The following is a 25,107-nucleotide window of genomic DNA, read 5'->3' on the forward strand; positions in this document are numbered from 1 at the left end:
CTTTATTGTGTCTTGTTTTTTGTTATAATAAGGATCTGTGAGTAAGATAAGGAGTGTCAGAATATAAATGAGAACGACTATATGGAATCATAACAATCAAATAGATGAAACATTAAGTAAGCAGCTAGCAACTGAACTTGACAAATCAGAGGTTTTCGCTCGATTATGTTTGAGTAAAGGACTAAAAACAAAAAAAGATGTAGAGGAGTTCATTACTCCAGACATGAATATGATTGGAGATCCTTTCTCCTTTTTTGATATGGAAAAAGTGGTGGAACGTATCAAGAAGGCCATTATAAATAGTGAAAAAATTACTATTTATGGTGATTATGATGCTGACGGTGTGACGAGTACAGCGATATTGTATGAAGCGATAGAGTTGTTGGGCGGTATAGTTGATTATTTCATTCCTAACCGATTTAAAGAAGGATATGGACCAAATACCGAGGCATTCAATCGATTGATTGACAATGGAACACAGCTAATTGTAACAGTGGATAATGGTATTTCTGGACATGAGGCGATAGAGCATGCAAAGTCAAAAGGAATAGATGTTATTGTGACGGATCATCATGAGTGCCCAGCAAAACTTCCTGATGCTTACGGTATTATACATCCAAGACATCCAGAAAAAATGTATACAACACCAGATTTATCGGGTGCAGGTGTTAGTTTGAAAGTGGCTCATGCTTTACTTGGAGAAAATACAGCTGAATTTATAGAATTAGCTGCTATTGGCACTATTGCGGATCTTGTGTCGCTCACTGGAGAAAACAGAGCGATTGCTTACTACGGATTAAATTCTCTTAAAAATACGCAACGTTTAGGATTAATAGCCTTGATGCAATCCAGTAATATCAAGCCAGATTCAATTGATGAAGAAACAGTGGCCTTCCAATTAGCGCCGCCAATCAACGCTGTTGGACGTTTAGATGATGCATCGATGGTCGTTGATCTTCTAACAACGTTTGATGAGGAGAAAGCTTTCAAATTAAGTGAAAATATCTTAGAAAAAAACAAAGAAAGAAAAGCTATCGTCGAAGAAATTACGGAAGAAGCCATGAGGATGGCCGAAGATAAGCAGGAACAATCATTGATGGTTTTGTCTAAAGATAATTGGCATGAAGGCGTTTTAGGTATTGTAGCTAGCAAATTAACCGAAAAGTATTACAAGCCCGTTCTGGTGCTAACAAAGAATGAAACAGGCGATATAATAAAAGGGTCTGGTAGAAGCATTGACGGGTTTAACCTTTATGATTGTGTAAATTCACAAAGAGAAAAATTACTTAGCTTTGGCGGTCACGAGATGGCATGTGGTCTGAGTTTAGATCCAATCAATTTAGAAGTGTTCACAGAAGAAGTCAATAAAGAAGCGCAAAGAATTTTTCAAACATTGGAAAGAGAAAAGACATTCACTATTGATTTGTCTATAGAAATGGAAAAAATAGACACTCAAATGGTTGAAGAAATAGACTTATTGCGGCCTTTTGGAGTGGATAACAAAAAACCACTTATTGAAATTAAATCTATTCATCCTGAAAATACTAAAAAAATTGGATCTGAACAAACGCACCTAAAAACTACTCTCCATAGAAATGAGAAGCAATTAGACATGATTGCTTTTAATCGTTCTGAGTGGTTTAGCTTTTTGAAATCTTCCCCAGAAATAGACCTAATAGGATACGTATCTATTAATGAATGGAATGGTTTCAAGAAAGTTCAGTTACAGGCAATAGATTATAAATCTAAAAGTTCTGAAATAATTGATCAGAGAAAGAATACGATAGATAAAAAAATGTTTAAAACTTCAAATACTCATTTTGTATTCTTCCAGAAAAAAATTGCCGAAAAATTTTCACCGCTAATAGATGAAAATTCGTCATATCAGATTGTAGATAAAAGAGAAAAACTCTCAGACATTCCTGACGATTATATTGTGACTGTCGTCGATGTACCAGAAGATTTGAGTGAGTTTTTTAATGTATACAAAAAGTATCAATCCCATCCTATGTATCTATATTTTCATTCACCCTTCGATTATTACCTAAATGGAATGCCCAAGAAACAGGACTTCCAGAAATTATACAAGTGGTTAATAAAAAAACAAGAAGTTGTATTGTCTGAAGATAGCAAAGAAATGGTCAGAATTATGAAGAAGGATAAACAAACGATTAAATTTATGTTAATGGTGTTTTTAGAGAATAAATTTGTTACAATGGAGGGTGGAAAGCTAAGTTTAGTTTCAACCCCAGAAAAGAAAGAGTTAGAAAATACGCTAACTTATAAAAAAAGACTGAAACAAATTGAAACTGAAGAAATTCTTGTCTACAGTTCTTTTAAAGAGTTGCTAGCTTACCTGAAAGAAAATGTTGAACGATATAAATAATGGAGGAAGACAAATGGATTTTAAGAAGTATATAGCTGATGTTCCTGATTTCCCAGAAAAAGGTATCATATTTAGAGACATTTCACCATTGATGGCAGATGGCGAAGCTTACAAAGCTGCCACCGATAAAATAGTAGAATACGCTAAAGATAAAGGCGTTGAGATGATTGTTGGTCCTGAAGCTAGAGGGTTTATTGTTGGCTGTCCTGTTGCTTACGAAATGGAAATAGGTTTCTCACCTTGCAGAAAAAAAGGGAAGCTACCTCGTGAAACGATTGAAGTTAACTATGGCCTTGAATATGGGACAGATGTCCTACAGTTGCATAAAGATTCTATAAAACCTGGGCAAAAAGTACTTATTACTGATGATTTACTTGCTACAGGAGGAACAATCGCAGCTACTATTGAACTTGTTGAAAAGCTTGGTGGCGTTATTGTCGGATGTGCTTTCTTTATTGAACTAGAAGAACTTAAAGGCCGAGATAAAATTAAAGGTTATGACATTTTCACATTAATGAAATATTAAACGATTGGTTATTTTTCTTTAACAAAAAAGGCGCTTTTGAAGGACATACCAGGTTGAGGTATGTGAACATAAAAAGTAACTTAAAGAAGCTGAAATAATGAAAGAATAAACCTAAATGGAGCATGCGCAGCAACTGAAAATGCACATAAAAGAACAAGGCGATTATGGAATTTTTCCAAAATCGCCTTGTTCTTTTTTAGTGTTTGATTTACTTTTGACAATGAAGTTATAAAGTACATACTAAAACAAACAATAGATAAAGATTCTATACGGGCTATTAAAGTAAACCTGCTAATATTAATTAAAGGATATGACTTCTATATAAAGAAATAACTTTACCGAGTATGGATACATCATTAAGCAAGATGGGTTCCATTGTTTCGTTTTCTGGTTGTAACCTAATGTGATCGGCTTCTTTAAAGAATCGTTTACAGGTGGCCTCGTATTCATCTGTCATAGCAATAACAATATCACCGTTATTAGCTGATTCTTGTTTTCTTACTATAACCTGGTCACCATCTAGAATACCTACGTCCATCATACTATTTCCACGAATAGTCAACATGAATAGGTTACCTTTTTCAAGCTCCAAATCATTGGGTATTGGAAAGTAGTCTGTTGCTTCTTCAACAGCTAGAATAGGCTCGCCAGCTGTAACAACACCTAAAAGAGGGATCTTGTCTTCATCTAAATTGATTCCTAACTTTTCAAGTCCTAAAGGTGTGAATTCGATGGCGCGAGGCTTGGATGGATCTCTTAAAATGAAGCCATTTTTTTCTAATCTTGCTAAATGTCCGTGAACTGTGGATGTAGAAGATAAACCTGTAGCCTCACCGATTTCTCTAACAGTGGGTGGATAGCCTTTCTTTTTAGCTTGTTTATAAATGAAATTCAGGATTTCCAACTGTTTTTCACCTTTACGTCCTCTTGTAGTCATGATAAAATCCTCTCTCTTATATAATAAATAGATGGAACAACTGTTCTATATTTGACTAAAGTATAGCATAATACAAATAGCTAATCAAACGAATGTTCGAATAATTAACGAGTATAGAATGCTAATTTCAGAAGCTTCGATAGATAAATCTATTTATTAACAAAACATAAGAATATTATTTTATAACTTTCTTATGTTTGTCACAAATGGTATTATGTACTGTATATGTTTGTAGACGTATCCAAACACTAGCAAAGGGGGATAACATGCTCGAAAAAGAAAAGCTTGAAAGAATAAATGAATTGGCGCAAAAAAAGCGTGAAAACAATTTGACTGAACAAGAAAAGATTGAACAAAAAGAATTAAGAGAAGAGTATATGGCTGCCTTCCGTTCTGGAATGAAAAATCAGATAGAAGGAATGAAGATAGTTGACCCAGATGGTAATGATGTGACACCAGATAAAGTGAAACAAATTCAAAAGGAAAAAGGGCTTCACGATAGAAAGTAAGCCTATAGTTAGTAAAAGATAACGTTCACATTGAAATAAGAGAGTAATGATAGTACAATGATAAAGAAAGTTTAATTACAGAAAATGGAAGGAATGATATTCTTTGTTCGATAAAACTGATCAAATGGCAGTCGATACAATACGTACATTAAGTATTGACGGCGTTCAAAAGGCTAATTCAGGCCACCCAGGTTTACCTATGGGAGCCGCACCAATGGCGTACACATTGTGGACACGTCACTTGAAAGTAAATCCTAAAAATCCAAGATGGTTCGATCGTGACCGTTTTGTATTAAGTGCTGGTCATGGATCAATGATGCTCTATAGTCTGCTTCACTTATCAGGCTACGATGTTAGTATCGATGATCTTAAAAATTTCCGTCAACTAGGAGGAAACACGCCAGGTCATCCGGAAGTGCATGAAACGGATGGTGTAGAAGCAACTACTGGACCTCTAGGACAAGGGATTGCTAATGCTGTAGGTATGGCAATGGCAGAGGCACATTTATCAGCTACTTACAATAAAGATAGCCATGAAATTGTTGATCATTATACTTATACATTGTGTGGAGATGGTGATTTACAAGAAGGCGTTTCACAAGAAGCTGCGTCGCTTGCTGGACATCTTAAGTTAGGTAAATTGATAATGTTATACGATTCCAATGATATTCAATTGGATGGACCAACGTCTAAAGCATTTACTGAAGATGTCGGTAAGCGTTTTGAAGCTTATGGTTGGGAACATATCTTAGTTGAAGACGGCAACGATTTAGATGCTATCGACAAAGCTATCATTAAAGCGAAAAAATCAACTGACAAACCAACATTGATTGAAATTAAAACAGTTATTGGTTTTGGAGCACCTAACCAAGGCACACATGGCGTCCACGGTGCACCGCTTGGACCAGAAGGCGTTGAAGCAGCTAAAGAAGCTTACGGATGGAAAGGCGAAGATTTCTTCGTTCCTGAAGAAGTAGCAAATCGCTTTAAAGAACACATGACTGATAATGGTGAAAAAGCGGAGTCAGAGTGGAATGAAATGCTTGAAGATTATCGCAAAACTCATTCTGAATTAGCTTCACAGTTTGAAAGTGCATTATCAGGCGAATTACCAGAAGATTGGGATAAGGATTTACCTAGCTATTCAGAAGAAGGTGGAGCAGCTGCGACACGTTCAACAAGTGGCGAAGTATTGAATGCAATTGCGAAGAATGTTCCTAATTTATGGGGCGGTTCTGCTGACTTATCTGGATCTAACAAAACAATGATTGAAGGCGTAGAAGATTTCCAAGCTGGACAGTATGACGGCCGAAACATTTGGTATGGTGTACGTGAATTTGCTATGACAGCCGCATTAAATGGTATCTTACTGCATGGAGGAACGAAATCTTATGTTTCAACGTTCTTTGTCTTTACTGACTACTTGAGACCAGCTGTACGATTAGCAGCTCTATCAGAGATACCAGCAGTTTATGTTATGACACATGACTCTATTGCTGTAGGTGAAGATGGACCTACACATGAGCCTGTTGAACAACTTTCAAGTTTCCGTGGCATGCATAATTTGACTGTTATGAGACCAGCAGATGGTAATGAAGTAGCCGCAGCTTGGGAAGTTGCATTAACTTCTGAAAAACGACCAACGATGCTTGTTCTAACACGTCAGAATTTACCTGTATTATCTGGCTCTAAAGAATTAGCAAGAGAGAATGTAAAAAAAGGTGCTTATGTACTTTCACCTGCGGATAAAGAGACACCGGACGGTATCTTAATTGCAACAGGGTCGGAAGTTTCATTAGCAATGGACGCTCAAAAGGAATTAAAATCTCAAGGTAAAGATGTTTCAGTTGTTTCAATGCCAAGTTTTGACTTGTTTGAAGACCAAACTGACGAGTACAAAGAATCAGTTTTACCAAGTGCTGTTAAAAAGCGTGTAGCAATCGAAATGGGATCATCATTCGGATGGCACAAATACGTTAAAGATGCGGGCAAAGTAATGGCAATCGATAAATTCGGTGCTAGTGGTAATGGCGAAGCTGTTGTTGAAGCTTATGGCTTTACACCAGAAAATGTAGTAAACACCTATTTGTCTTTGGATAAATAAAACATATAATGCTTGATTAAGAATTAATTAAACTTCCTTTCGATCATAGTATTGAAAGGAAGTTTTTTATACTTTAATTTTCTGTTAAACTTAGTATTATTGATTAAAATAATTTTATAGGTTTATTTTTCATTATTAATTGTGTAAAATAGTCCAGTGAGCAGTTTTATTTGTATAAAACGAGCGACAGAATTTTATAAGTTGAAAAAATTGAGAGGAGTGAATAGAATGGATACATGGTTAGCGATATTATTAATTATATTGGCCTTAATTGGAGGGCTCGTTGGAGGGTTTTTCCTCGCAAGAAAATACATGATGGATTACTTTGAAAAAAATCCACCCATCGATGAAAACATGTTGCGTATGATGATGATGCAAATGGGGCAAAAACCTTCTGAAAGAAAAATTAACCAAATGATGAGTCAAATGAAAACTCAGCAAAAGAGTAAAAATACAAAAAAGAAAAAGAAATAAAGTAAAATTAAACGGACAGATTTCTGTCCGTTTAATTTGATTCAATTATGACATATTGTCATAATTGAATAACAACATTTTACTATACGATAATTGTGGGAGATTAGAAAATGGATATATTTAAACGATTAGGATGGTTTTTCAAGCAAGAAAAAAAATCCTATTTAATAGGTGTTGCAGGCTTGTTAATTGTAGCTGTATTGCAACTTATTCCGCCTCGAATTATTGGTATTGTAGTGGATGAGATAGAAACGGATGCTTTAACTCAAAGCTCTCTGTTACAATGGTTGATAATTCTAACGTCGACTGCTATTCTACAATATGTTTTACGGTATATTTGGCGAGTGAACATATGGGGAAACGCTGCCAAATTAGAACAGATTGTCAGAAAGCAGTTATATGAACACTTTACAAGTATGGATAATACTTTTTTTCAAAAATATAGAGCCGGTGATTTGATGGCTCACGCTACTAATGACTTGCGTGGCCTTAGAATGGTTGCGGGTGGTGGTGTTTTAACTATGGCTGATGCAATAAGTGTGGGGGTCACGACACTTTTGGCTATGCTATTTGTTGTTGATTGGCGCTTAACTTTGATTGCAGTTATTCCATTGCCTTTTTTAGCTTTAACTTCAAGAATATTAGGACAAAAGTTACATGTGCGCTTTAGAGATGCACAAGCAGCTTTTTCACATTTAAATAATAAAGTGCAAGAAAGCATTCAGGGCATTAAAGTAATGAAAACGTTTGGTCAAGAGAAAGAAGATGTTGATGCATTTGAGAAACAGACGGACAATGTTGTTTCTAAAAATAAATCTGTCTACAAGATTGACTCGCTTTTCGATCCAGCGATTACTTTAATTATGGGAGTATCTTATGTTCTTACTATAGTAGTAGGTGGATATCTTATTATGGGAAACGAAATCACCATAGGAGACTTTGTCACATTCATTAATTATATAGGCATGCTCGTTTGGCCTATGTTTGCTATTGGACGCTTATTCAACATTATTGAACGAGGATCAGCAAGTTATGATCGTATTGAGGAATTATTACATGAAGAAAGTGCCATTGAAGAAAGACAAGGGGCTTTTGAGAAGCCAATAACTGGTACTTTAAACTTTGAAATTGAGTCATTTAGTTATCCAGATGATGAAACGGTCGCTTTACATCATATAAACTTTACGATGGAACAAGGAAAAACATTGGGTATCGTAGGGAAAACAGGTGCGGGAAAAACGTCTATTATGAAGCTTTTACTCCGTGAATATGATAATTATAAAGGGACGATTCGTTACGGAGGCTATGATATAAAAGATTATACATTAGACGCTCTTTTAAAACAGATCGGTTACGTTCCACAAGATAATTATCTTTTCTCGACAACAATAAGAGAGAATATACGTTTTGCAGACCCAACTTTCTCCGATGAGGCTGTTGAATCAGCTGCAAAATTAGCCAATATCCATAACGATATCATCGAACTCCCAGAGGGCTATGATACGGAAGTGGGAGAACGAGGGGTGTCACTTTCAGGCGGGCAGAAGCAACGTATTTCAATTGCTCGAGCCATTCTAATTAATCCTGAGCTAATGATTTTAGATGACTCCTTATCGGCAGTAGACGCTAAAACAGAAGAAATCATATTAACCGGTTTGAAAAATGTTCGTCAAGAACAGACAACTATTATTGCAGCCCATAGAATTAGTTCTGTGATGCATGCTGAAGAAATTATTGTAGTTGAAGAAGGAACAATCATCGAAAGAGGTACGCATAGTGAATTGCTTGAAAAAGATGGTTGGTATAATGACATGTATGCGCAGCAACAGCTTGAACGAAAATTGGAAGGGGAGGATCGTTAATGATGGAGCAAAAAGAATTATCAGTTAGAAGATCCATACCTTTCAAAGAACAAATGCATGTTTTGAAACGAATAATGGCCTTCGGAAAGCCATATAAAAATCAATTTGCGTTGGCCATATTTTTCAGTGTAGCGTTGGCAATATCAACAGCTGCATTGCCGAGAATTATTCAACAATTTATAGATAATCACTTAACAACAGGAAACTTAACGATTCAAATCATTTTAATGTTTGCCGGTTTACATTTTGGCGTAACGCTTATAAGAATGACGGTTTGGTATTTGGAGCTTTATCTTTTTAATATGGCTTCAGAAAAGACTATTAAAAATATACGTAATCAACTTTTTGAAAAGCTCCACACATTAGGGATGCGTTTCTTTGACCAAACCTCAACAGGTTGGCTAATTACTCGTGTAACGAATGATACTGAAGCAATGAAAGATTTCTGGAATGTCTTTTTAAATATCATGCAAGGTATCTTTAGTGTTGTTATATCCTTAGGAGCAATGTTTCTGTTGGATGTATCTGTAACGCTTTGGATTTTACTCTTTGCTCCGATATTGCTGATTATAATCAGAATTTATCAAGTGTATAGTTCAAAAACATACAGCGAAATGAAATCCAAACTTAGTTTACTGAACACTAAATTAGCTGAGACAATCAATGGGATTTCGATAATCCAGCAATTTCGTCAAGAGAAACGATTGCAAAAAGAATTTGAAGAGACGAATAAATCTTATTTTGATTCCAGGTTTTCAATGACAAAAATCAATGCGTTACTTTTAAGTCCTGTTATCAATCTCTTATATACTCTATCCATTGTTGTTATTTTGACGATATTTGGTTTTGATGCTTTGAATGGCCCTGTGGAGGTTGGGGTTATATACGCCTTTACAACATATGCGAATAACTTTTTCAGACCACTTACCCGGCTAATGGACAGTATGAGTTTATTCCAAGACGGCATTGTTTCAAGTAGCCGAATCTTGACTGTTATGGATAACGAGGAATATGCACCGGCTCAATTAGATAATAAAGACGCCCACATTGAAGAAGGTAAAATTGAATTTAAAGATGTATCGTTTTCCTACGATGGCACGAATAAAGTATTAAAGAATATCTCGTTCACAGTTAATCCGGGTGAAACAATTGCCTTGGTGGGTCATACAGGCAGCGGGAAGTCTTCTATAATCAATGTGCTCATGCGTTTTTATGATTTTGACGAGGGAGAGGTACTTATTGATGGAAAATCAATTAAGGAGTTTCCTATGCGAGAGCTTAGACAACGAATTGGTTTAGTTCTTCAAGATTCATTCCTTTTTTATGGTACAATTAAGGATAATATTCGATTACTAAATAAATCAATTACAGATAGAGAAATTGTTGAATCAGCACGTTTTGTACAAGCAAACAAGTTCATTGAGGAACTTCCAGGTCAGTATGATGCAAAAGTTGTAGAACGTGGCGCTAGTTTCTCAAGTGGTCAGAAACAACTTATTTCATTTGCAAGTACAATCGTAAGAGATCCTAAAATCCTTATATTGGATGAGGCAACTGCCAATATCGATACAGAAACAGAGGCCTTGATACAAGAAGGACTTCAGCGTATGCGTAAAGGGCGTACAACGGTTGCTATTGCCCATAGATTATCTACAATTAGAGATGCAGATAAGATTTTAGTGCTGGATAACGGGCATATCATAGAACGTGGAACGCATGATGAACTTATAGATCGTGGCGGCCAATATAAAGATATGTATGAGCTACAAAATCTTGGTTTGCAAACAAAATAGTTAAGTTTTTAAACAAGCATTTAGGCTCTTCTACCGATGAGTCTTTACTGCTTGTTTTTTTTGTATTAATTCTATATATTTATTCAACTAGCATGTTTTGGATGCTGTATGCCGGGTCAAGAGGATCAAAGTGCACACTCACTAATAGTTAATGTTTGGGTATGACATTACGAGAATGAAAGTGCACACTCGCTAGCAGTTAACCAGTGAGTATGACATTACGAGAAGAAAAATGTCCACTCACGCACAGTTAAGCTTTGAGTTAAACGTTTTATATCTCTTTAATTCACAGGAATGCATTTAATCAAAAAAACCGGCTGGCGCTCATACGCCAACCGGTTTTTATAAAAAATAGAACATGAAATGTTTGTTTTAATTGTGATCTAATTCGTCAAAAACTGTTTGGATTTTATCTGAGTAATAAGCGGTTGTATCCTTGACACCTTCAATCTTACGTTCAACGTAGAAAGGTTTGCCGAAACGAACAACCGGTTTCTTTCTTTTGACTAATTCGCTGAATGTAAGTGGACCACTATAAACAGCCGGAATAATCGGTTTTTTACTTAATTTAGCAATTGTAATTGCTCCGCCTTTTAATTCACTGGAATGACGTGTGCCTGATGGGAATATAATCAAACCAAGATTTGTTTCCTTCAAAGATTTAACAGGTTTTTTTATGGCGCTTGGTCCGGGCTTATCCCTATCGACTGGAAAAGCATTCAAGTGTGTAATAATCCATCGAAAAACTGGGTTTTTAAAGAGCTCCTTTTTAGCCATAACGCTAAACTGCTTTGGAGTTGTTGCTAGAACAAGATATACTATATCAATCCAAGAACGATGTGGGGCAATTAGAATATAGTTGTCATCCTGCGGTAGATTCTCTTTACCGATAAAAGTAGGTTTCCCATTAAGTATCCATGCTAATAGACGAATAATACTTCTAACAATTGAAAAAAACATATAAAGCACTTCCTTTTTTTATCTTCTATAAATAGTATGCGTTAGAGTAGAATATTTAGCAAGAATTTTTTCCGAAGCTAATGCAATAAAAATAAAATAATACGAATAAATGATAATTAAAAAGCTAAAGACAAATTTACTGTTACTGTCTTTGGGTAAGACATGGATAGAACAAAAAATCAGTACCAGAAGGGGATTTCGAGCACCATTTCTTACCTATGTTAATAAATCTAGCTTTATATAGTTATTTATGTATTGCAATTCGTCATTTATTATTGTATACTTATTGACGGTGCTTAAAGCACTAATTTCACACCTTGATCGATGTTTTGAATGGTGCTCTGCAGCCACAGAGTGTTCAGACAGTTGACATCAAGGGAGGAAAATAAAAAACCAAATGGAGGAATGACAAATGGCAGTAGTATCAATGAAACAATTATTAGAATCAGGCGTTCACTTTGGACACCAGACAAGACGTTGGAATCCAAAAATGAAACCTTTCATCTTTACAGAAAGAAACGGTATTTACATCATTGACTTGCAAAAAACAGTTAAGTTGATTGATAAAGCTTACAACTATGTAAGAGAAGTTACAGAAGATGGCGGAAACGTTCTTTTTGTAGGGACTAAAAAACAAGCACAAGACGCTATTCAAGAAGAAGCTAAAAGAGCCGGTGCTTACTACATTAATCACCGTTGGCTTGGTGGAACATTAACTAACTGGGATACGATTCAAAAACGTATCAAACGCTTAAAAGATTTAGAAAAAATGGAAGAAGACGGAACATTTGAAGTCTTACCTAAAAAAGAAGTAGGTATCTTGATAAAAGAACGTGACCGCTTAGATAAATTCTTGGGCGGAATCAAAGACATGCCTGGTAAACCAGATGCCTTGTTCATTGTAGATCCTCGTAAAGAACACATTGCAGTTAAAGAAGCTCAAAAACTTAATATTCCTATCGTTGCTATGGTAGACACAAACTGTGATCCAGATGATGTTGATGTAATCATCCCTTCAAATGATGACGCTATTCGTGCAGTTAAACTATTAACTAAAACAATGGCAGACGCTATTATAGAAGGTAACCAAGGAGAAGAAAGCTTCGAAGAAGAAGCAAAATCTGATTCTTTAGATGAAATTGTTGAAGTTGTTGAAGGCGACAACGAATAATTTAAAATTAACGAACTAGAATCACGATCTACTGAAGGAGGAAAAAACTAGTGGCAAATATTAAAGCAGCTCAAGTTAAAGAATTACGCGATAAAACTGGCGTAGGTATGATGGATGCTAAAAAAGCATTAGTAGAAACTGATGGCGATATGGAAGCAGCTGTAGATTATCTTAGAGAAAAAGGTGTTTCTAAAGCAGCAAAAAAAGCAGACCGTATTGCAGCTGAAGGCTTAGCAAACATTTATATTGAAGATAATGTTGCAGCAATCGCTGAAATCAACTCTGAAACTGACTTTGTTTCTAAAAACGACAAATTCCAGAACCTTGTAAAAGGTATCACTAAAACAGTGGCACAAAATAAGCCATCATCTGTTGAAGAAGCTCAAAAACTGGATATGAACGGTGAAACAATCGAAGATACAATTACTGAAGCAACAACGACTATTGGAGAAAAAATTACTTTCCGTCGTTTCGCAGTTGTTGATAAAACAGATAAAGATGTGTTTGGTGATTACGAACACATGGGTGGACGTATTACTGTCCTAACTGTTTTAGAAGGATCTGATGAAGAAGTTGCTCGAAATGTTGCTATGCACGTTGCAGCAATCAACCCTAAATACATTACACGTGAAGATGTTGCTCAAGAAGAAAGAGATCACGAGTTAAGTGTATTGACAGAACAAGCTATAAACGAAGGTAAACCAGCCAATATCGTTGAAAAAATGGTACAAGGCCGTTTGAATAAATGGTTAGCTGAAGTAAGTCTAGTAGACCAGCCTTACGTTAAAAATCCAGATTTAACTGTTGGAGAATATTTGAAAGAAAATAATGCTTCAATCAAGTCATTCATTCGTTACGAAGTTGGCGAAGGAATTGAAAAACGTTCTGAAGACTTTGCAGCAGAAGTACAAAGTCAATTAGAAAATAAATAATTTAATTAAAGCAGGGATAGCGTTTAACTATCTCCTGCTTTTTTTTAAAGAGCATAAAAATCGTATCGCATTTGTTGATGACGCTACTCGCTAATTATGGTAAAATTGGATTGTATGAATGATGAAGGGAAAGATTTTATGAATGAACCGAAGTATAAGCGAATTATATTGAAACTAAGTGGAGAAGCACTTGCTGGTGATACAGGATTCGGCATACAGCCACCAACCATTCACGAGATTTGTCAAGAAATAAAAGATGTCCATGAATTAGGTGTTGAGATAGCTATAATCGTGGGTGGAGGTAATATCTGGCGTGGGCATATAGGTGCAGAGATGGGTATGGAACGCTCTCAGGCTGATTATATGGGGATGATCGCTACGATTATGAATGGACTAGCTCTGCAGGATTCTCTTGAAAACATCGGAGTTCCCACTCGTGTACAGACTTCAATAGAGATGCGTCAAGTCGCAGAACCTTACATCAGAAGAAAAGCAATGCGGCATTTAGAAAAAGGAAGAGTTGTTATTTTTGCAGGTGGGACAGGTAGTCCATATTTTTCAACAGATACAACAGCTGCGCTTAGAGCTGCTGAAATGCAGGCAGATGTTATTATGATGGCAAAAAATAATGTTGATGGAATCTATTCTTCTGATCCAAATGTAAATAGCGATGCAGTTAAGTATGAGGAATTAACTTATCTAGATATCATAAATAACTCATTACAGGTTATGGATACAACAGCTTCATCATTAAGTATGGATAACGATATCCCTCTGGTAGTATTTAATTTAAATAAAAAAGGAAACATTAAACGTGTTGTTCAAGGAGAAACGATAGGAACAACTGTTAGGAGGAAAAAACAATGACACAAGAAATTTTAAAAGATGCTAAATTACGTATGAAACAATCTGAACAGTCTTATTTAAGAGAGTTAGGAACCATCCGAGCAGGTCGTGCTAATCCTAGTCTGTTGAATCGGGTTAACGTTGAATATTACGGTGCGCCAACACCACTGAATCAACTAGCACAAATTTCAGTTCCGGAAGCACGTGTACTTTTGATTACACCTTATGACAAGAGCTCATTAGGAAATATTGAAAAATCATTAAATCAATCTGATATTGGAATTCCACCGTCCAATGATGGTAATGTGATTAGATTAGTTGTTCCAGCTTTAACTGAAGAGCGTCGCAAAGACATCGCTAAGCAGGTTGGCAAAGAAGCTGAAAGCGCAAAAATAGTAATAAGAAATATTCGTCGTGATGCGATGGATTCACTTAAAAAAGCTGAAAAAGCTAGTGACATAACAGAAGATGAGTTGCGTCAGTATGAAGAGGATGTACAGAAACTGACGGACGCAAGTGTTAAAGAGATCGATAAACTTTCAAATGAAAAGGAAAAAGAAATCATCGAGGGTTAAAAGCAAGGAGAGTAGCTCAAGGAAACTTAAAAGAATGTCCTCTTCTAAAGGTATCATTCTTTAAGTTTATGAGTTTACTCTCCTTTTTTGAATAGTTATAATTTATCTATAATATATTTATTAACAAGTTTAGTCACAACTGCAGTGATAACTAGACTTAGAACATACTTACTTAAACGCTTCATATAAGTTCTCCTCCTTTGGAAAATGTTATTAAAATGAAAATAAAGCTATTCATATTGTATCAAATAGACTAATTTTGATAAACCAAAAGGATTGCTCTAGATTTAATTTATAAAAAATTTAATGGTAATCCATGTGTTTTTTTACTACAATAAAAGAGACGTTTAAGACTTTAGGAGGGTATGGTGCAGTTAGTCTACGCACCGATTATTATGGACAAGCAAAAAAAAAACATTCCAAATCATGTAGCGGTTATTATGGATGGTAATGGTCGATGGGCACAAAAACAAGATAAGCCACGAAAATTTGGCCATGAAGAAGGTATGGAAGCCATAAGAAGGGTGACCATGAGAGCAAGTGAAAGAGGAGTCAAGGTTCTTACACTCTATGCGTTTTCTACAGAAAATTGGAAAAGACCACCACAGGAAGTCCATTTCCTTATGGGCTTGCCGATACGTTTTTTTGATCGCTTTGTACCTGAACTGCAAAAAAACAACATCAAAGTTAATATGATTGGGTTTGAAGAGAAGGTGCCTAAATCAACTAAAAAAGCAATTAATAAAGCAATGGACGAAACTAAAAATAATACAGGTATGGTATTAAATTTTGCTTTCAATTACGGAGGTAGAGCTGAAATCGTTAAAGCAACTCAAATACTGTGTGAAAAAGTAATAAATAATGAATTGTCCTCCAATGACATTACTGAAGATAGAATAGAAGAGCATCTATTTACCCAGTCTATAACACCTTATCAGGATGTCGATTTATTAATTAGAAGTAGCGGAGAACAACGATTGAGTAATTTTTTACTCTGGCAGAATGCTTATAGCGAGTTTTATTTCACTGAATTGCTCTGGCCTGATTTTGATGCAACTGTCTTTGATCAAGCTTTATTGGAATATCAAAAAAGACAAAGACGATATGGAGCAATTTAAAATACAGAAAGCAGAGGATAGAATATGTTTACTAGAGTAATTACAGCCCTTATAGCTGTAGCGCTTTTTATACCCCTTGTTTGGATAGGATCCTGGCCATTAGTTATTGGTATGGCAATAATTGCTACGATTGGACTTTCAGAGTTCCTACGAATGAAAAAAATGAGATTATTATCTTTTCCTTCACTTTTATCTCTGGCTAGTGTTTTCATAATTGTTTTGTCAGTTAGTTTACCAATTTTATCTGCAGTAGAAGTGTTCTCGCGAATTATTGTACTAACTATGGTGCTGCTTTTTTTATATTCGCTTGTTTTCCAAAAAACAACAACAAAAGATATTGCAGAAATCATTTTAATGTTAAGCTATGTAGGGATAGGGTTCTATGCATTTGTGGCCCTTAGAGCAACGAATCTCCTATTATTGGCACTTGTTTTGGTAGTAATATGGGCTACGGACTCTGGTGCTTATTTAATTGGTAGAAAAATAGGCAAGACAAAACTGGCACCAAAAATATCTCCGAATAAAACCGTTGAGGGTGCTTTGGGAGGGACACTCCTAGCTTCAACACTTGTATTTATCTATCTCTTCTTTTTTCCGCTGTCAGACAGTTTATTTGCTACGTTTTTCCTAATGGTAATTATATCTGTTACTGGACAAGTGGGAGATCTTCTTGAATCTAAATTAAAGAGAGAGTATGGTACTAAAGATTCAGGAAATATTTTACCAGGACACGGAGGAATACTTGATCGATTTGATAGCATGCTCCTTGTTTTAAATGTCCTGTTTATACTTGGAGTAGTGTAATTTGTAAAGGAGATTTTATATGATTGAAAATATTTTAGCATTTTTACTCGTTTTTGGAATAATTGTTGTCGTTCATGAGTTTGGGCACTTTTATTTTGCGAAACGCGCAGGCATTCTCGTGCGTGAATTTGCAATCGGTTTTGGTCCGAAACTTTTTCACCACCGAAAAGGAGAAACGACTTATACAATTCGCATGTTGCCTGTGGGCGGATATGTCAGAATGGCTGGCTATGAAGAAGAAGCTGATTTAAGACCCGGAATGGCTGTTAAGGTGACCTTAGACAAGGCAGACAAAGTTGAAAAAATTGATATACAAGGAACAAATGAGTCGGTCGACACAGTTCCAATCGAAGTCTCTTCGTTTGATTTAGAAGAAGAAATGTATTTAACTGGCCGTGTCGGTACGGATACTGAAGAAAAGACCTTTCAAGTAAACCGTGACGCACTATTAGTCGAAAAGGATGGGACAATATTACAAGTTGCTCCCAAAGACAGGCAGTTTCAAAGTGCTTCGCTGTTGCAACGTATGCTAACGAATTTTGCTGGACCGTTAAATAACTTTATCTTGGCAATACTAGCTTTTACACTACTAGCCTTCGTTCAAGGAGGCGTAAGCTCGAATGACTCTCTAATTGGTGAAATCACAGAAGATACACCAGCTGCTGAATCTAATTTGGAAACAGGAGATCGGGTGCTCTCGATTGGTGGGGAAGATGTAGAATCTTGGAATGAAATGGTCATGGTTATACAAGAAAATCCAGGAGAAGAACTAGCTTTCCAAATGGAAGATAAAAGTGGGAACACTTATAAAGAATCTATTGTGCCAATGACTTTTGAGCAAGACGGAGAGGATATCGGTAGAATTGGTATAGCCGCCTATATGGAAGATAGTGTAAGTGCTAAACTGTCTTATGGCTTTACAAATACGGTATTTATTATTAGTCAAATATTTTCACTATTAGCTTCTTTTTTCACTGGTGGCTTTAGTGTAGATCAGTTAGGCGGACCAGTGGCTATTTATGCTACGACAGAGGCTGTTGTTCAGGCAGGAGCTATTGGACTCATAAGCTGGCTTGGTTTTTTAAGTGTCAATTTAGGCATCATGAATCTTTTGCCAATCCCTGCTTTAGACGGAGGCAAATTGCTGCTAAATATAATTGAAGGTATCCGAGGAAAACCTATAAGTCAAGACAAAGAAGGGTATATTACTCTTATTGGCGCTCTTTTCCTTGTTATACTCATGCTACTTGTTACGTGGAATGATATACAAACATTCTTTTTAAATTAACTATTGAAGGAGTTATCAGTTTATAATGAAGCAATCAAAATTATTTGCACCAACCTTAAGAGATGTCCCCAATGATGCTGATGTTATTAGTCATCAATTGTTGTTACGCGCAGGTTATATACGCCAATCTTCATCCGGAATATATAGTTACTTGCCTCTTGCAAACAAGGTGCTCGAGAAAATAAAAGCAATTATCCGTGAAGAGCTTAATGCTATTGATGGTTCTGAAATGTTACTGCCAGCTTTATTACCAGCTGACTTATGGAAAGAATCAGGCCGATATGAAACATACGGTGAAGATTTAATTAAGCTGAAAGATAGACACGAGAGGGACTTTATTCTTGGTCCAACTCATGAGGAAACCTTTGCTAAACTAATTAGTGAGGAAATCAAGTCTTACAAGAAGTTACCCTTGTTATTATATCAATTTCAAACAAAGTATCGTGATGAAAAACGGCCCCGTTTCGGTCTTATGCGTGGGAGAGAATTCATAATGAAAGACGCTTACACTTTTCATGACACTTATGAAAGTTTGTCTGAATATTATAATTTGATAGCACAGGCTTATAACAATTCCTTTACTAGATTAGGGCTAGATTTTCGTGCGATCATTGGCGATGCTGGAGCAATGGGAGGGAGAGATTCTATTGAATTCATGGCACTTTCTGATGCAGGCGAAGATACAGTAGTATACTCAGATTCAACAGATTATGCAGCAAACTTAGAAATGGCGTCTAGCTATTATAAGAACTCTCCTAAAACAGACGTCCAACTTGAATTGAAAGAAGTAAAAACACCTGGAATAAAGACAATAAATGACCTTTCGGACTTTTTGAAAGTTGCTAAACAGAACATTTTCAAGAGCGTTCTGTATATGGCTGACAAAGAAACGCCCGTATTAGCCATAGTACCTGGCGACCAAGATGTGAATGAGGTCAAACTTAGAATGGCACTTGCCGCAGAAGAGGTTGAGCCAGCTACAGATGAAGAAATTAAAACGAAATTCAAAACACATCCTGGATATGTTGGACCAGTTGGCTTAGACGGAAGTGTTAAAATCGTTGCTGACCTTCTTGTACAGGATATGGTGAATGGAGTAACTGGAGCAAACCAGGAAGACTTACATTACACAAATGTTAATGCAAAAAAAGATTTCACTGTAGATACTTATGCAGACATACGCATCGTAAAGGAAGGTGACCCTGATCCAGACAACAAAGGAGAACTTCACTTTACTAGAGGTATTGAAATCGGACATATATTTAAATTAGGCACACGTTACAGTGATGCAATGAATGCCACTGTTTTAGATAATAATGGCAGACAGACGTCAGTCATTATGGGAAGTTACGGGATTGGTGTAAGCAGACTGTTATCTGCTATTGCTGAACAGTATGCGGACGATAAAGGCCTTGTTTGGCCATCTGCCGTTGCGCCTTTTGATATACATGTTATACCTGTTCAAGTGAAAAAAGAAGAACAGATGAATTTGGCTACAGAGCTATGTCAAAAATTTGAGAAATTAGGATATTCAGTTTTAATCGACGATAGAAAAGAACGTGCAGGGGTTAAATTTACTGATGCAGAACTCATCGGGATTCCGGTACAAATCATCGTTGGGAAAAAGGCTTCCGAAAATATTGTAGAAGTGACGATAAGAAAGACAGGTGAAAGAGTCGAAACGAAAGTGGATGATATTCTTTCGACCGTTGAAATCTTGAACGCAAATCTTGAACAGAAATAGTGATATGAAAACTGAGGCATAAACTGCCTCAGTTTTCATATCCACTTTATTATTTTTGTAAGACCGAAATCTTAAGAAAGAAGGATTGAATGTGAGTTTAAGTAAAAAAGAATTATTTCAAACCCTCTTGAAACAAATTGAATATTCTCCTACTTTTGAAGAAGCTGAATGGCTTGAGGGGGGAGAAGTAGAGCAAGTTACTGTATTTAAGCAAGAACAAAAATGGCGCATTACATTAAGTCTAAATAACATCTTACCTTTCCCACTTTTTTTGTCTTTAAAAAATGCAATGAAAACATCTTTCGATGCAGTTTCAGATATTGAATTGTTTATTGTTACTGCAAACCCAGTTATTACTGAAGAAAAGACGAAACAGTACTGGAAATATGCTTGTGATCTTAGTGGGATTGATTCTCCTATTTGCAATCAAACACTCGCTGAAAATTATCCAACAATAAAAGATGAACAATGGTATTTCTTGATTGATCAGGAATTAGCTAAGGAAAAATATGAAAAAGAATTTTTACCTAAAATATCTGAAAGCTATCATCAGCTTGGTTTTCCTTCAAATTTTAAAATTTCACCTTTAATCGATACAAATGCTCATAAAAAGAAAGTTGAAGAATTTAAACTACAAAAGGAAGAAGATGACCAGCTTTTAGCAAAAGAGTACACTCGATTAGTGGAAAAAGCTGAAAAGAAAAAAGAGAAGAAAAAAGATAATAAATCAGAAGGTCCAATTAAATTGGGACGTCCGATTCCTGCTAATGAAGAAATAAAACAGATGATATCTATCGAAGAGGAAGAGAGACGTGTCACGCTTGAAGGCTACATTTTTGATTCAGAGGTAAGAGAACTTCGCTCAGGGCGAAAACTACTTATTTTCAAGATCACTGACTATTCCTCCTCTTTTTCATGTAAAAGATTTTCCAACAATGAACAAGATGAAGCAATGTTTGATCGAATGAGAACGGGAACATGGGTTAAAGTTAGGGGAAGTATTCAGGAAGATACGTTCATGCGTGATTTGGTGATGAATGTGCAGGATATAACGCAAACATACCATGCAAGTCGTAAGGATACATATCCTGAAGACAATAAAAGAGTGGAGCTTCATACGCATACAAATATGAGTCAAATGGATGCCACACCAAGCGCGACAGACCTTGTGAAACAAGCGGCGGATTGGGGCCATAAGGCAATCGCTATTACTGATCACGGCGTTGCTCAGTCTTATCCTGAAGCCCATTCAGCGGGAAACAAGCATAATGTTAAGATTATCTATGGTGTAGAAGCTAACCTTGTTGATGATGGCGTACCTATTGCCTACAATGAATCAGATGATAATTTAGACGATGCTACTTATGTTGTTTTTGATGTTGAGACAACCGGACTTTCAGCAATTTACGATAATATAATAGAACTAGCTGCTGTTAAGATGTATAAAGGAAATGTTGTCGCTGAATTCCAAGAATTTATTGATCCAGGTCATCGTTTATCAAATACCACAATCAATTTAACAGGTATCACAGATGAAATGATTCGAGGATCTAAATCAGAAAAAGATGTACTAGAGCAATTTAGAGCATTTTCAGAGGGAACACTATTGGTTGCTCATAATGCTACTTTTGATATGGGATTCTTGAATACTGCATACAAAAAACATGGAATGCCAATGTCTGATTTACCCGTCATAGATACGTTGGAATTTTCGCGTTTTATAAATCCAACGTTTAAAACGCACCGATTAAATACACTAGCTAAACGCTTTAAAGTTAATTTAGAACAGCATCATAGGGCGATTTATGATTCACAAACGACAGGACAGCTACTTTGGATTTTCGTAAAAAAAGCTAAGGCAGAATACAATATTGAGCGACACAGTGATTTGAATAAATACATGGGTGGAGGGGACGCTTATAAGAAGGCGAGACCCAATCATGTAACCATTTGGGCAAAAGATCAGGCAGGTTTGAAGAATTTATTTAAACTTATCTCTGGCTCCCTTGTCAACTACTTTTATCGGGTGCCACGTGTGCCAAGGTCTTTTCTTGATAAATACAGAGAAGGACTTATTGTTGGTTCAGGATGTGCACAAGGTGAAGTGTTCGAAGCGATGATGCAGCGTGGCTATGAAGAAGCGAAAAGGAAAGCTGACTATTATGACTATCTTGAGATTATGCCAAAAGAGGCCTATTTGGACCTAATTAATCGTGAATTGGTTAGAAACAAAGATGATTTGGAAGACATTATCGAAAACATTGTTGATTTAGGTAAAGAATTAAACAAAAAAGTCATCGCAACGGGAAATGTACATTTCATTAATCCTGAAGACGGTGTTTACAGAGATATTTTATTGGAGACACAAAATAAATCTCATGTTCGTCAACATAAAAACCCACCCGTATATTTCCGTACGACAGACGAAATGATAGAAAGTCTTTCATTCTTGGGTGATGAACGTGTAGAAGAGGTAGTCATAAAAAATCCGAATGACCTTGTAGATAGTATTGCAGATGATATTACTCCAGTAAAAGAGGATTTATATACACCGAAAATGGAAGGGTCCGAAGAAGAAATTCGGAAGATGAGTTATGATAAAGCGCATGAATTATATAGTGAAACCTTACCTGAAATCATAGAAGCCCGTATAGAAAAAGAGCTTGATAGTATTATCGGCAATGGCTTTTCAGTTATTTATCTAATCTCACAGAAACTGGTTCATAAAAGTGTAGAAGATGGTTATCTTGTAGGGTCAAGAGGTTCTGTGGGGTCCAGTTTAGTTGCTACCTTAACTGGAATTACTGAAGTTAATCCTATGCCACCCCACTATCGTTGTTTGGACTGTCAATATTCTGAGTTTTTCACTAATGGAGAATATGGATCAGGGTTTGATTTACCTGAAAAGAAATGTCCAAAATGTGAAAGTATGCTCTATAGAGATGGTCAGGATATTCCGTTTGAAACTTTTTTAGGTTTTAATGGTGACAAAGTACCCGATATTGATTTAAACTTTTCGGGAGAATATCAATCTAGAGCTCACTTGTATACAAAAGAATTATTTGGTGAAGAATATGTTTATCGAGCTGGAACAATTGGTACAATAGCAGATCGAACCGCATTTGGTTTTGTTAAAGGCTATGAACGCGATCACCAACTAACTTATCGTTCAGCTGAAGTTGATCGATTATCCAAGGGATTGACAGGCGTCAAACGCACGACTGGACAACACCCAGGAGGGATTATCGTTATCCCAGATTATATGGATGTTTATGACTTTTCGCCTATCCAATTCCCTGCGGATGATCAGGAATCTGAGTGGAAAACAACACACTTTGACTTCCATTCTATACATGACAACGTTTTGAAATTAGATATACTAGGACATGATGATCCGAGTATGATCCGTATGTTGCAAGATTTATCTGGGATGGACCCATTAGAAATACCTGTCAATGATCCTGACGTTATGAAGTTATTTAGTGGGACCGAGGTCTTGGGTGTCACAGAAGAACAAATTTTTTCAAAAACTGGTACATTAGGTGTGCCAGAGTTTGGGACACGTTTTGTTCGTCAGATGCTTGAACAAACAAAGCCAACGACCTTTGCAGAATTACTTCAGATATCAGGACTATCACACGGGACCGATGTATGGCTAGGTAATGCGGAGGAGCTTATAAGGAAGAATAATATTCCATTGTCCGAAGTTATTGGTTGTCGAGACGACATTATGATTTATCTACAACATAAGGGACTTGATGATGGTTTAGCTTTCCAGATTATGGAATACGTGAGAAAAGGTCGAGGGATACCTGACGAGTGGCAAAAGGAAATGCGTGATAAAGAGGTACCAGAATGGTATATCGCATCATGTTTGAAAATAAAGTATATGTTCCCTAAAGCGCATGCTGCCGCTTATATTTTGATGGCGCTACGCGTAGCTTATTTTAAAGTCCATCATCCTTTATACTACTATGCTGCATATTTCTCTATCAGAGCCAGTGATTTTGATTTGGAGGCTATGTCTAAAGGAAAAGAAGAAATTAAGTCACGAATGAAAGAAATTACAGATAAAGGAATGGACGCATCAACCAAAGAGAAAAATCTATTAACCGTTCTTGAAATCGCAAACGAAATGGTCGAACGTGGTTTTTCATTTAAAATGGTTGATATCGATAAATCAGATGCAAAAGACTTTTTGATAGAAGACGATGCATTAATTGCACCATTTAGAGCTGTTCCATCACTAGGAGCAAGTGTGGCTAATGCTATTGTGGAAGCGAGAAAAGAGGGACCTTTCTTATCTAAAGAAGACTTGTCTCGAAGAGGGAAAGTTTCCAAGACGGTGATGGAGTATTTGGAAACAAACCAGGCCTTAGTGGGTATGCCTGATGAAAACCAATTATCCTTATTTGATTTGTAATAAAGAAGGGGTGTAAGTTGCGCAAACTGCCCAACTATGGTATAGTATTAACGAATCGAGCGGGATAGACTGAGGAAAGAGTGAGCGAATCCGCTCACTCTTTTTCACAGCCTTTATTAAAATTAAAACAAAAGACAATATGAATTTGAGGAGTGAAGCAATATTTGAATACTGTAGAAAAAGTTAGAGAAATTTCACGACCAATCGCATCAGAACTAGGCTATGAATTGGTTGATGTAGACTATTTAAAAGAAGGTAAAAACTGGTTTTTACGACTATATATCGACAAACCAGAAGGCGTTGATCTAGATGATTGTGCTCTATTCAGTGAAAAAATTGGAGAAAGATTGGATGCTGTGGAACCAGACCCAATTCCTCATGCATATTATTTAGAAGTTTCCTCACCAGGAGCTGAAAAACCTCTTCGTACTGAAGAAGATTTAAAAAATGCAGTAGGGGAATATATCCATGTTAAATTGCATGGAGAAATTAAAGGGAATGATGCTTATGATGGCACACTTAAAGAGTGGCATGAAGACTATATCGTCATAACTATTAAAGACAAGACCAAACTCAAAGATTTAGAAATTGAAAAAAAACACATAGCTAAGGCTCGATTGGCTATCGAATTTTAAAAACACCGTTAGTCTAGAAC

General features: G+C 36.2%; 19 protein-coding genes. 17 read left to right on the plus strand and 2 right to left on the minus strand.

Annotation, left to right across the window (positions count from 1 at the left end):
* Nucleotides 1-67: 67 nt before the first annotated feature.
* The gene (recJ, locus tag BMX83_RS00470) at nucleotides 68-2,386 is read left to right on the plus strand and encodes a single-stranded-DNA-specific exonuclease RecJ (protein ID WP_091631799.1); all 2,319 of its coding nucleotides are present in this window, start codon (nucleotides 68-70) and stop codon (nucleotides 2,384-2,386) included.
* 13 nt (nucleotides 2,387-2,399) lie between these two features.
* A complete protein-coding gene (locus BMX83_RS00475) occupies nucleotides 2,400-2,912 on the plus strand; it encodes an adenine phosphoribosyltransferase (protein WP_091631801.1) in 513 nt (170 codons plus the stop codon).
* 301 nt (nucleotides 2,913-3,213) lie between these two features.
* Here the strand turns inward: BMX83_RS00475 and lexA are convergent, their stop codons facing one another.
* Nucleotides 3,214-3,849: a transcriptional repressor LexA gene (lexA, locus tag BMX83_RS00480; RefSeq protein ID WP_091631804.1), complete on the minus strand. Its 636-nt coding sequence runs from the start codon at nucleotides 3,847-3,849 to the stop codon at nucleotides 3,214-3,216.
* A gap of 266 nt (nucleotides 3,850-4,115) precedes the next feature.
* On the opposite strand from lexA, the gene BMX83_RS00485 reads away from it, so the two are divergent.
* From BMX83_RS00485 to BMX83_RS00505, 5 genes are all read left to right on the plus strand, one after another.
* Nucleotides 4,116-4,358 (plus strand): DUF896 family protein, encoded by a 243-nt coding sequence (locus BMX83_RS00485; RefSeq protein ID WP_091631807.1) that lies wholly within the window; start codon nucleotides 4,116-4,118, stop codon nucleotides 4,356-4,358.
* A gap of 103 nt (nucleotides 4,359-4,461) precedes the next feature.
* Complete coding sequence (gene tkt, locus BMX83_RS00490) at nucleotides 4,462-6,462, plus strand: transketolase (protein ID WP_091631810.1); 2,001 nt, start codon at nucleotides 4,462-4,464, stop codon at nucleotides 6,460-6,462.
* A 228-nt stretch (nucleotides 6,463-6,690) separates the two neighbouring features.
* A complete protein-coding gene (locus tag BMX83_RS00495; RefSeq protein ID WP_091631813.1) occupies nucleotides 6,691-6,936 on the plus strand; it encodes a YneF family protein in 246 nt (81 codons plus the stop codon).
* Nucleotides 6,937-7,046: 110 nt separating this feature from the next.
* Complete coding sequence (locus BMX83_RS00500; protein WP_091631815.1) at nucleotides 7,047-8,798, plus strand: ABC transporter ATP-binding protein; 1,752 nt, start codon at nucleotides 7,047-7,049, stop codon at nucleotides 8,796-8,798.
* Nucleotides 8,798-10,591 (plus strand): ABC transporter ATP-binding protein, encoded by a 1,794-nt coding sequence (locus BMX83_RS00505; protein WP_177170437.1) that lies wholly within the window; start codon nucleotides 8,798-8,800, stop codon nucleotides 10,589-10,591. The genes BMX83_RS00500 and BMX83_RS00505 overlap by 1 nt, the downstream gene beginning before the upstream one ends.
* Nucleotides 10,592-10,963: 372 nt before the next feature.
* On the opposite strand, the gene BMX83_RS00510 is transcribed toward BMX83_RS00505, so the two are convergent.
* Nucleotides 10,964-11,551 carry a lysophospholipid acyltransferase family protein gene (locus tag BMX83_RS00510; RefSeq protein WP_091631818.1) on the minus strand — a complete coding sequence of 196 codons (588 nt, stop codon included), beginning with the start codon at nucleotides 11,549-11,551 and terminating at the stop codon, nucleotides 10,964-10,966.
* Nucleotides 11,552-11,963: 412 nt separating this feature from the next.
* Between BMX83_RS00510 and rpsB the strand changes: the two genes are divergently transcribed.
* From rpsB to rimP, 10 genes are all read left to right on the plus strand, one after another.
* Nucleotides 11,964-12,722 carry a 30S ribosomal protein S2 gene (gene rpsB / locus BMX83_RS00515; protein WP_091631820.1) on the plus strand — a complete coding sequence of 253 codons (759 nt, stop codon included), beginning with the start codon at nucleotides 11,964-11,966 and terminating at the stop codon, nucleotides 12,720-12,722.
* A gap of 50 nt (nucleotides 12,723-12,772) precedes the next feature.
* Complete coding sequence (gene tsf / locus BMX83_RS00520; RefSeq protein WP_091631823.1) at nucleotides 12,773-13,654, plus strand: translation elongation factor Ts; 882 nt, start codon at nucleotides 12,773-12,775, stop codon at nucleotides 13,652-13,654.
* A gap of 138 nt (nucleotides 13,655-13,792) precedes the next feature.
* Nucleotides 13,793-14,521 (plus strand): UMP kinase, encoded by a 729-nt coding sequence (gene pyrH / locus BMX83_RS00525; RefSeq protein ID WP_091632085.1) that lies wholly within the window; start codon nucleotides 13,793-13,795, stop codon nucleotides 14,519-14,521.
* On the plus strand, nucleotides 14,518-15,075 hold the full coding sequence (frr, locus tag BMX83_RS00530; protein WP_091631826.1) for a ribosome recycling factor: 558 nt from the start codon (nucleotides 14,518-14,520) through the stop codon (nucleotides 15,073-15,075). The genes pyrH and frr overlap by 4 nt, the downstream gene beginning before the upstream one ends.
* Before the next feature lie 365 nt (nucleotides 15,076-15,440).
* Nucleotides 15,441-16,193: an undecaprenyl pyrophosphate synthase gene (locus BMX83_RS00535; protein WP_245746598.1), complete on the plus strand. Its 753-nt coding sequence runs from the start codon at nucleotides 15,441-15,443 to the stop codon at nucleotides 16,191-16,193.
* Nucleotides 16,194-16,217: 24 nt separating this feature from the next.
* On the plus strand, nucleotides 16,218-16,997 hold the full coding sequence (locus BMX83_RS00540; protein ID WP_091631828.1) for a phosphatidate cytidylyltransferase: 780 nt from the start codon (nucleotides 16,218-16,220) through the stop codon (nucleotides 16,995-16,997).
* Between the two features lie 22 nt (nucleotides 16,998-17,019).
* Entirely contained in the window at nucleotides 17,020-18,285 is a 1,266-nt protein-coding gene (gene rseP, locus BMX83_RS00545) for an RIP metalloprotease RseP (protein WP_177170445.1), read from the plus strand.
* Between the two features lie 25 nt (nucleotides 18,286-18,310).
* Complete coding sequence (locus BMX83_RS00550; RefSeq protein ID WP_091631834.1) at nucleotides 18,311-20,029, plus strand: proline--tRNA ligase; 1,719 nt, start codon at nucleotides 18,311-18,313, stop codon at nucleotides 20,027-20,029.
* Between the two features lie 91 nt (nucleotides 20,030-20,120).
* Complete coding sequence (locus BMX83_RS00555) at nucleotides 20,121-24,452, plus strand: PolC-type DNA polymerase III (protein WP_091631836.1); 4,332 nt, start codon at nucleotides 20,121-20,123, stop codon at nucleotides 24,450-24,452.
* Between the two features lie 164 nt (nucleotides 24,453-24,616).
* Nucleotides 24,617-25,087 carry a ribosome maturation factor RimP gene (gene rimP / locus BMX83_RS00560; protein WP_091631839.1) on the plus strand — a complete coding sequence of 157 codons (471 nt, stop codon included), beginning with the start codon at nucleotides 24,617-24,619 and terminating at the stop codon, nucleotides 25,085-25,087.
* The last annotated feature ends 20 nt before the right edge of the window (nucleotides 25,088-25,107 follow it).

Source organism: Alkalibacterium gilvum (assembly GCF_900109085.1).
GTDB classification, from domain to species: Bacteria; Bacillota; Bacilli; order Lactobacillales; family Carnobacteriaceae_A; genus Alkalibacterium; species Alkalibacterium gilvum.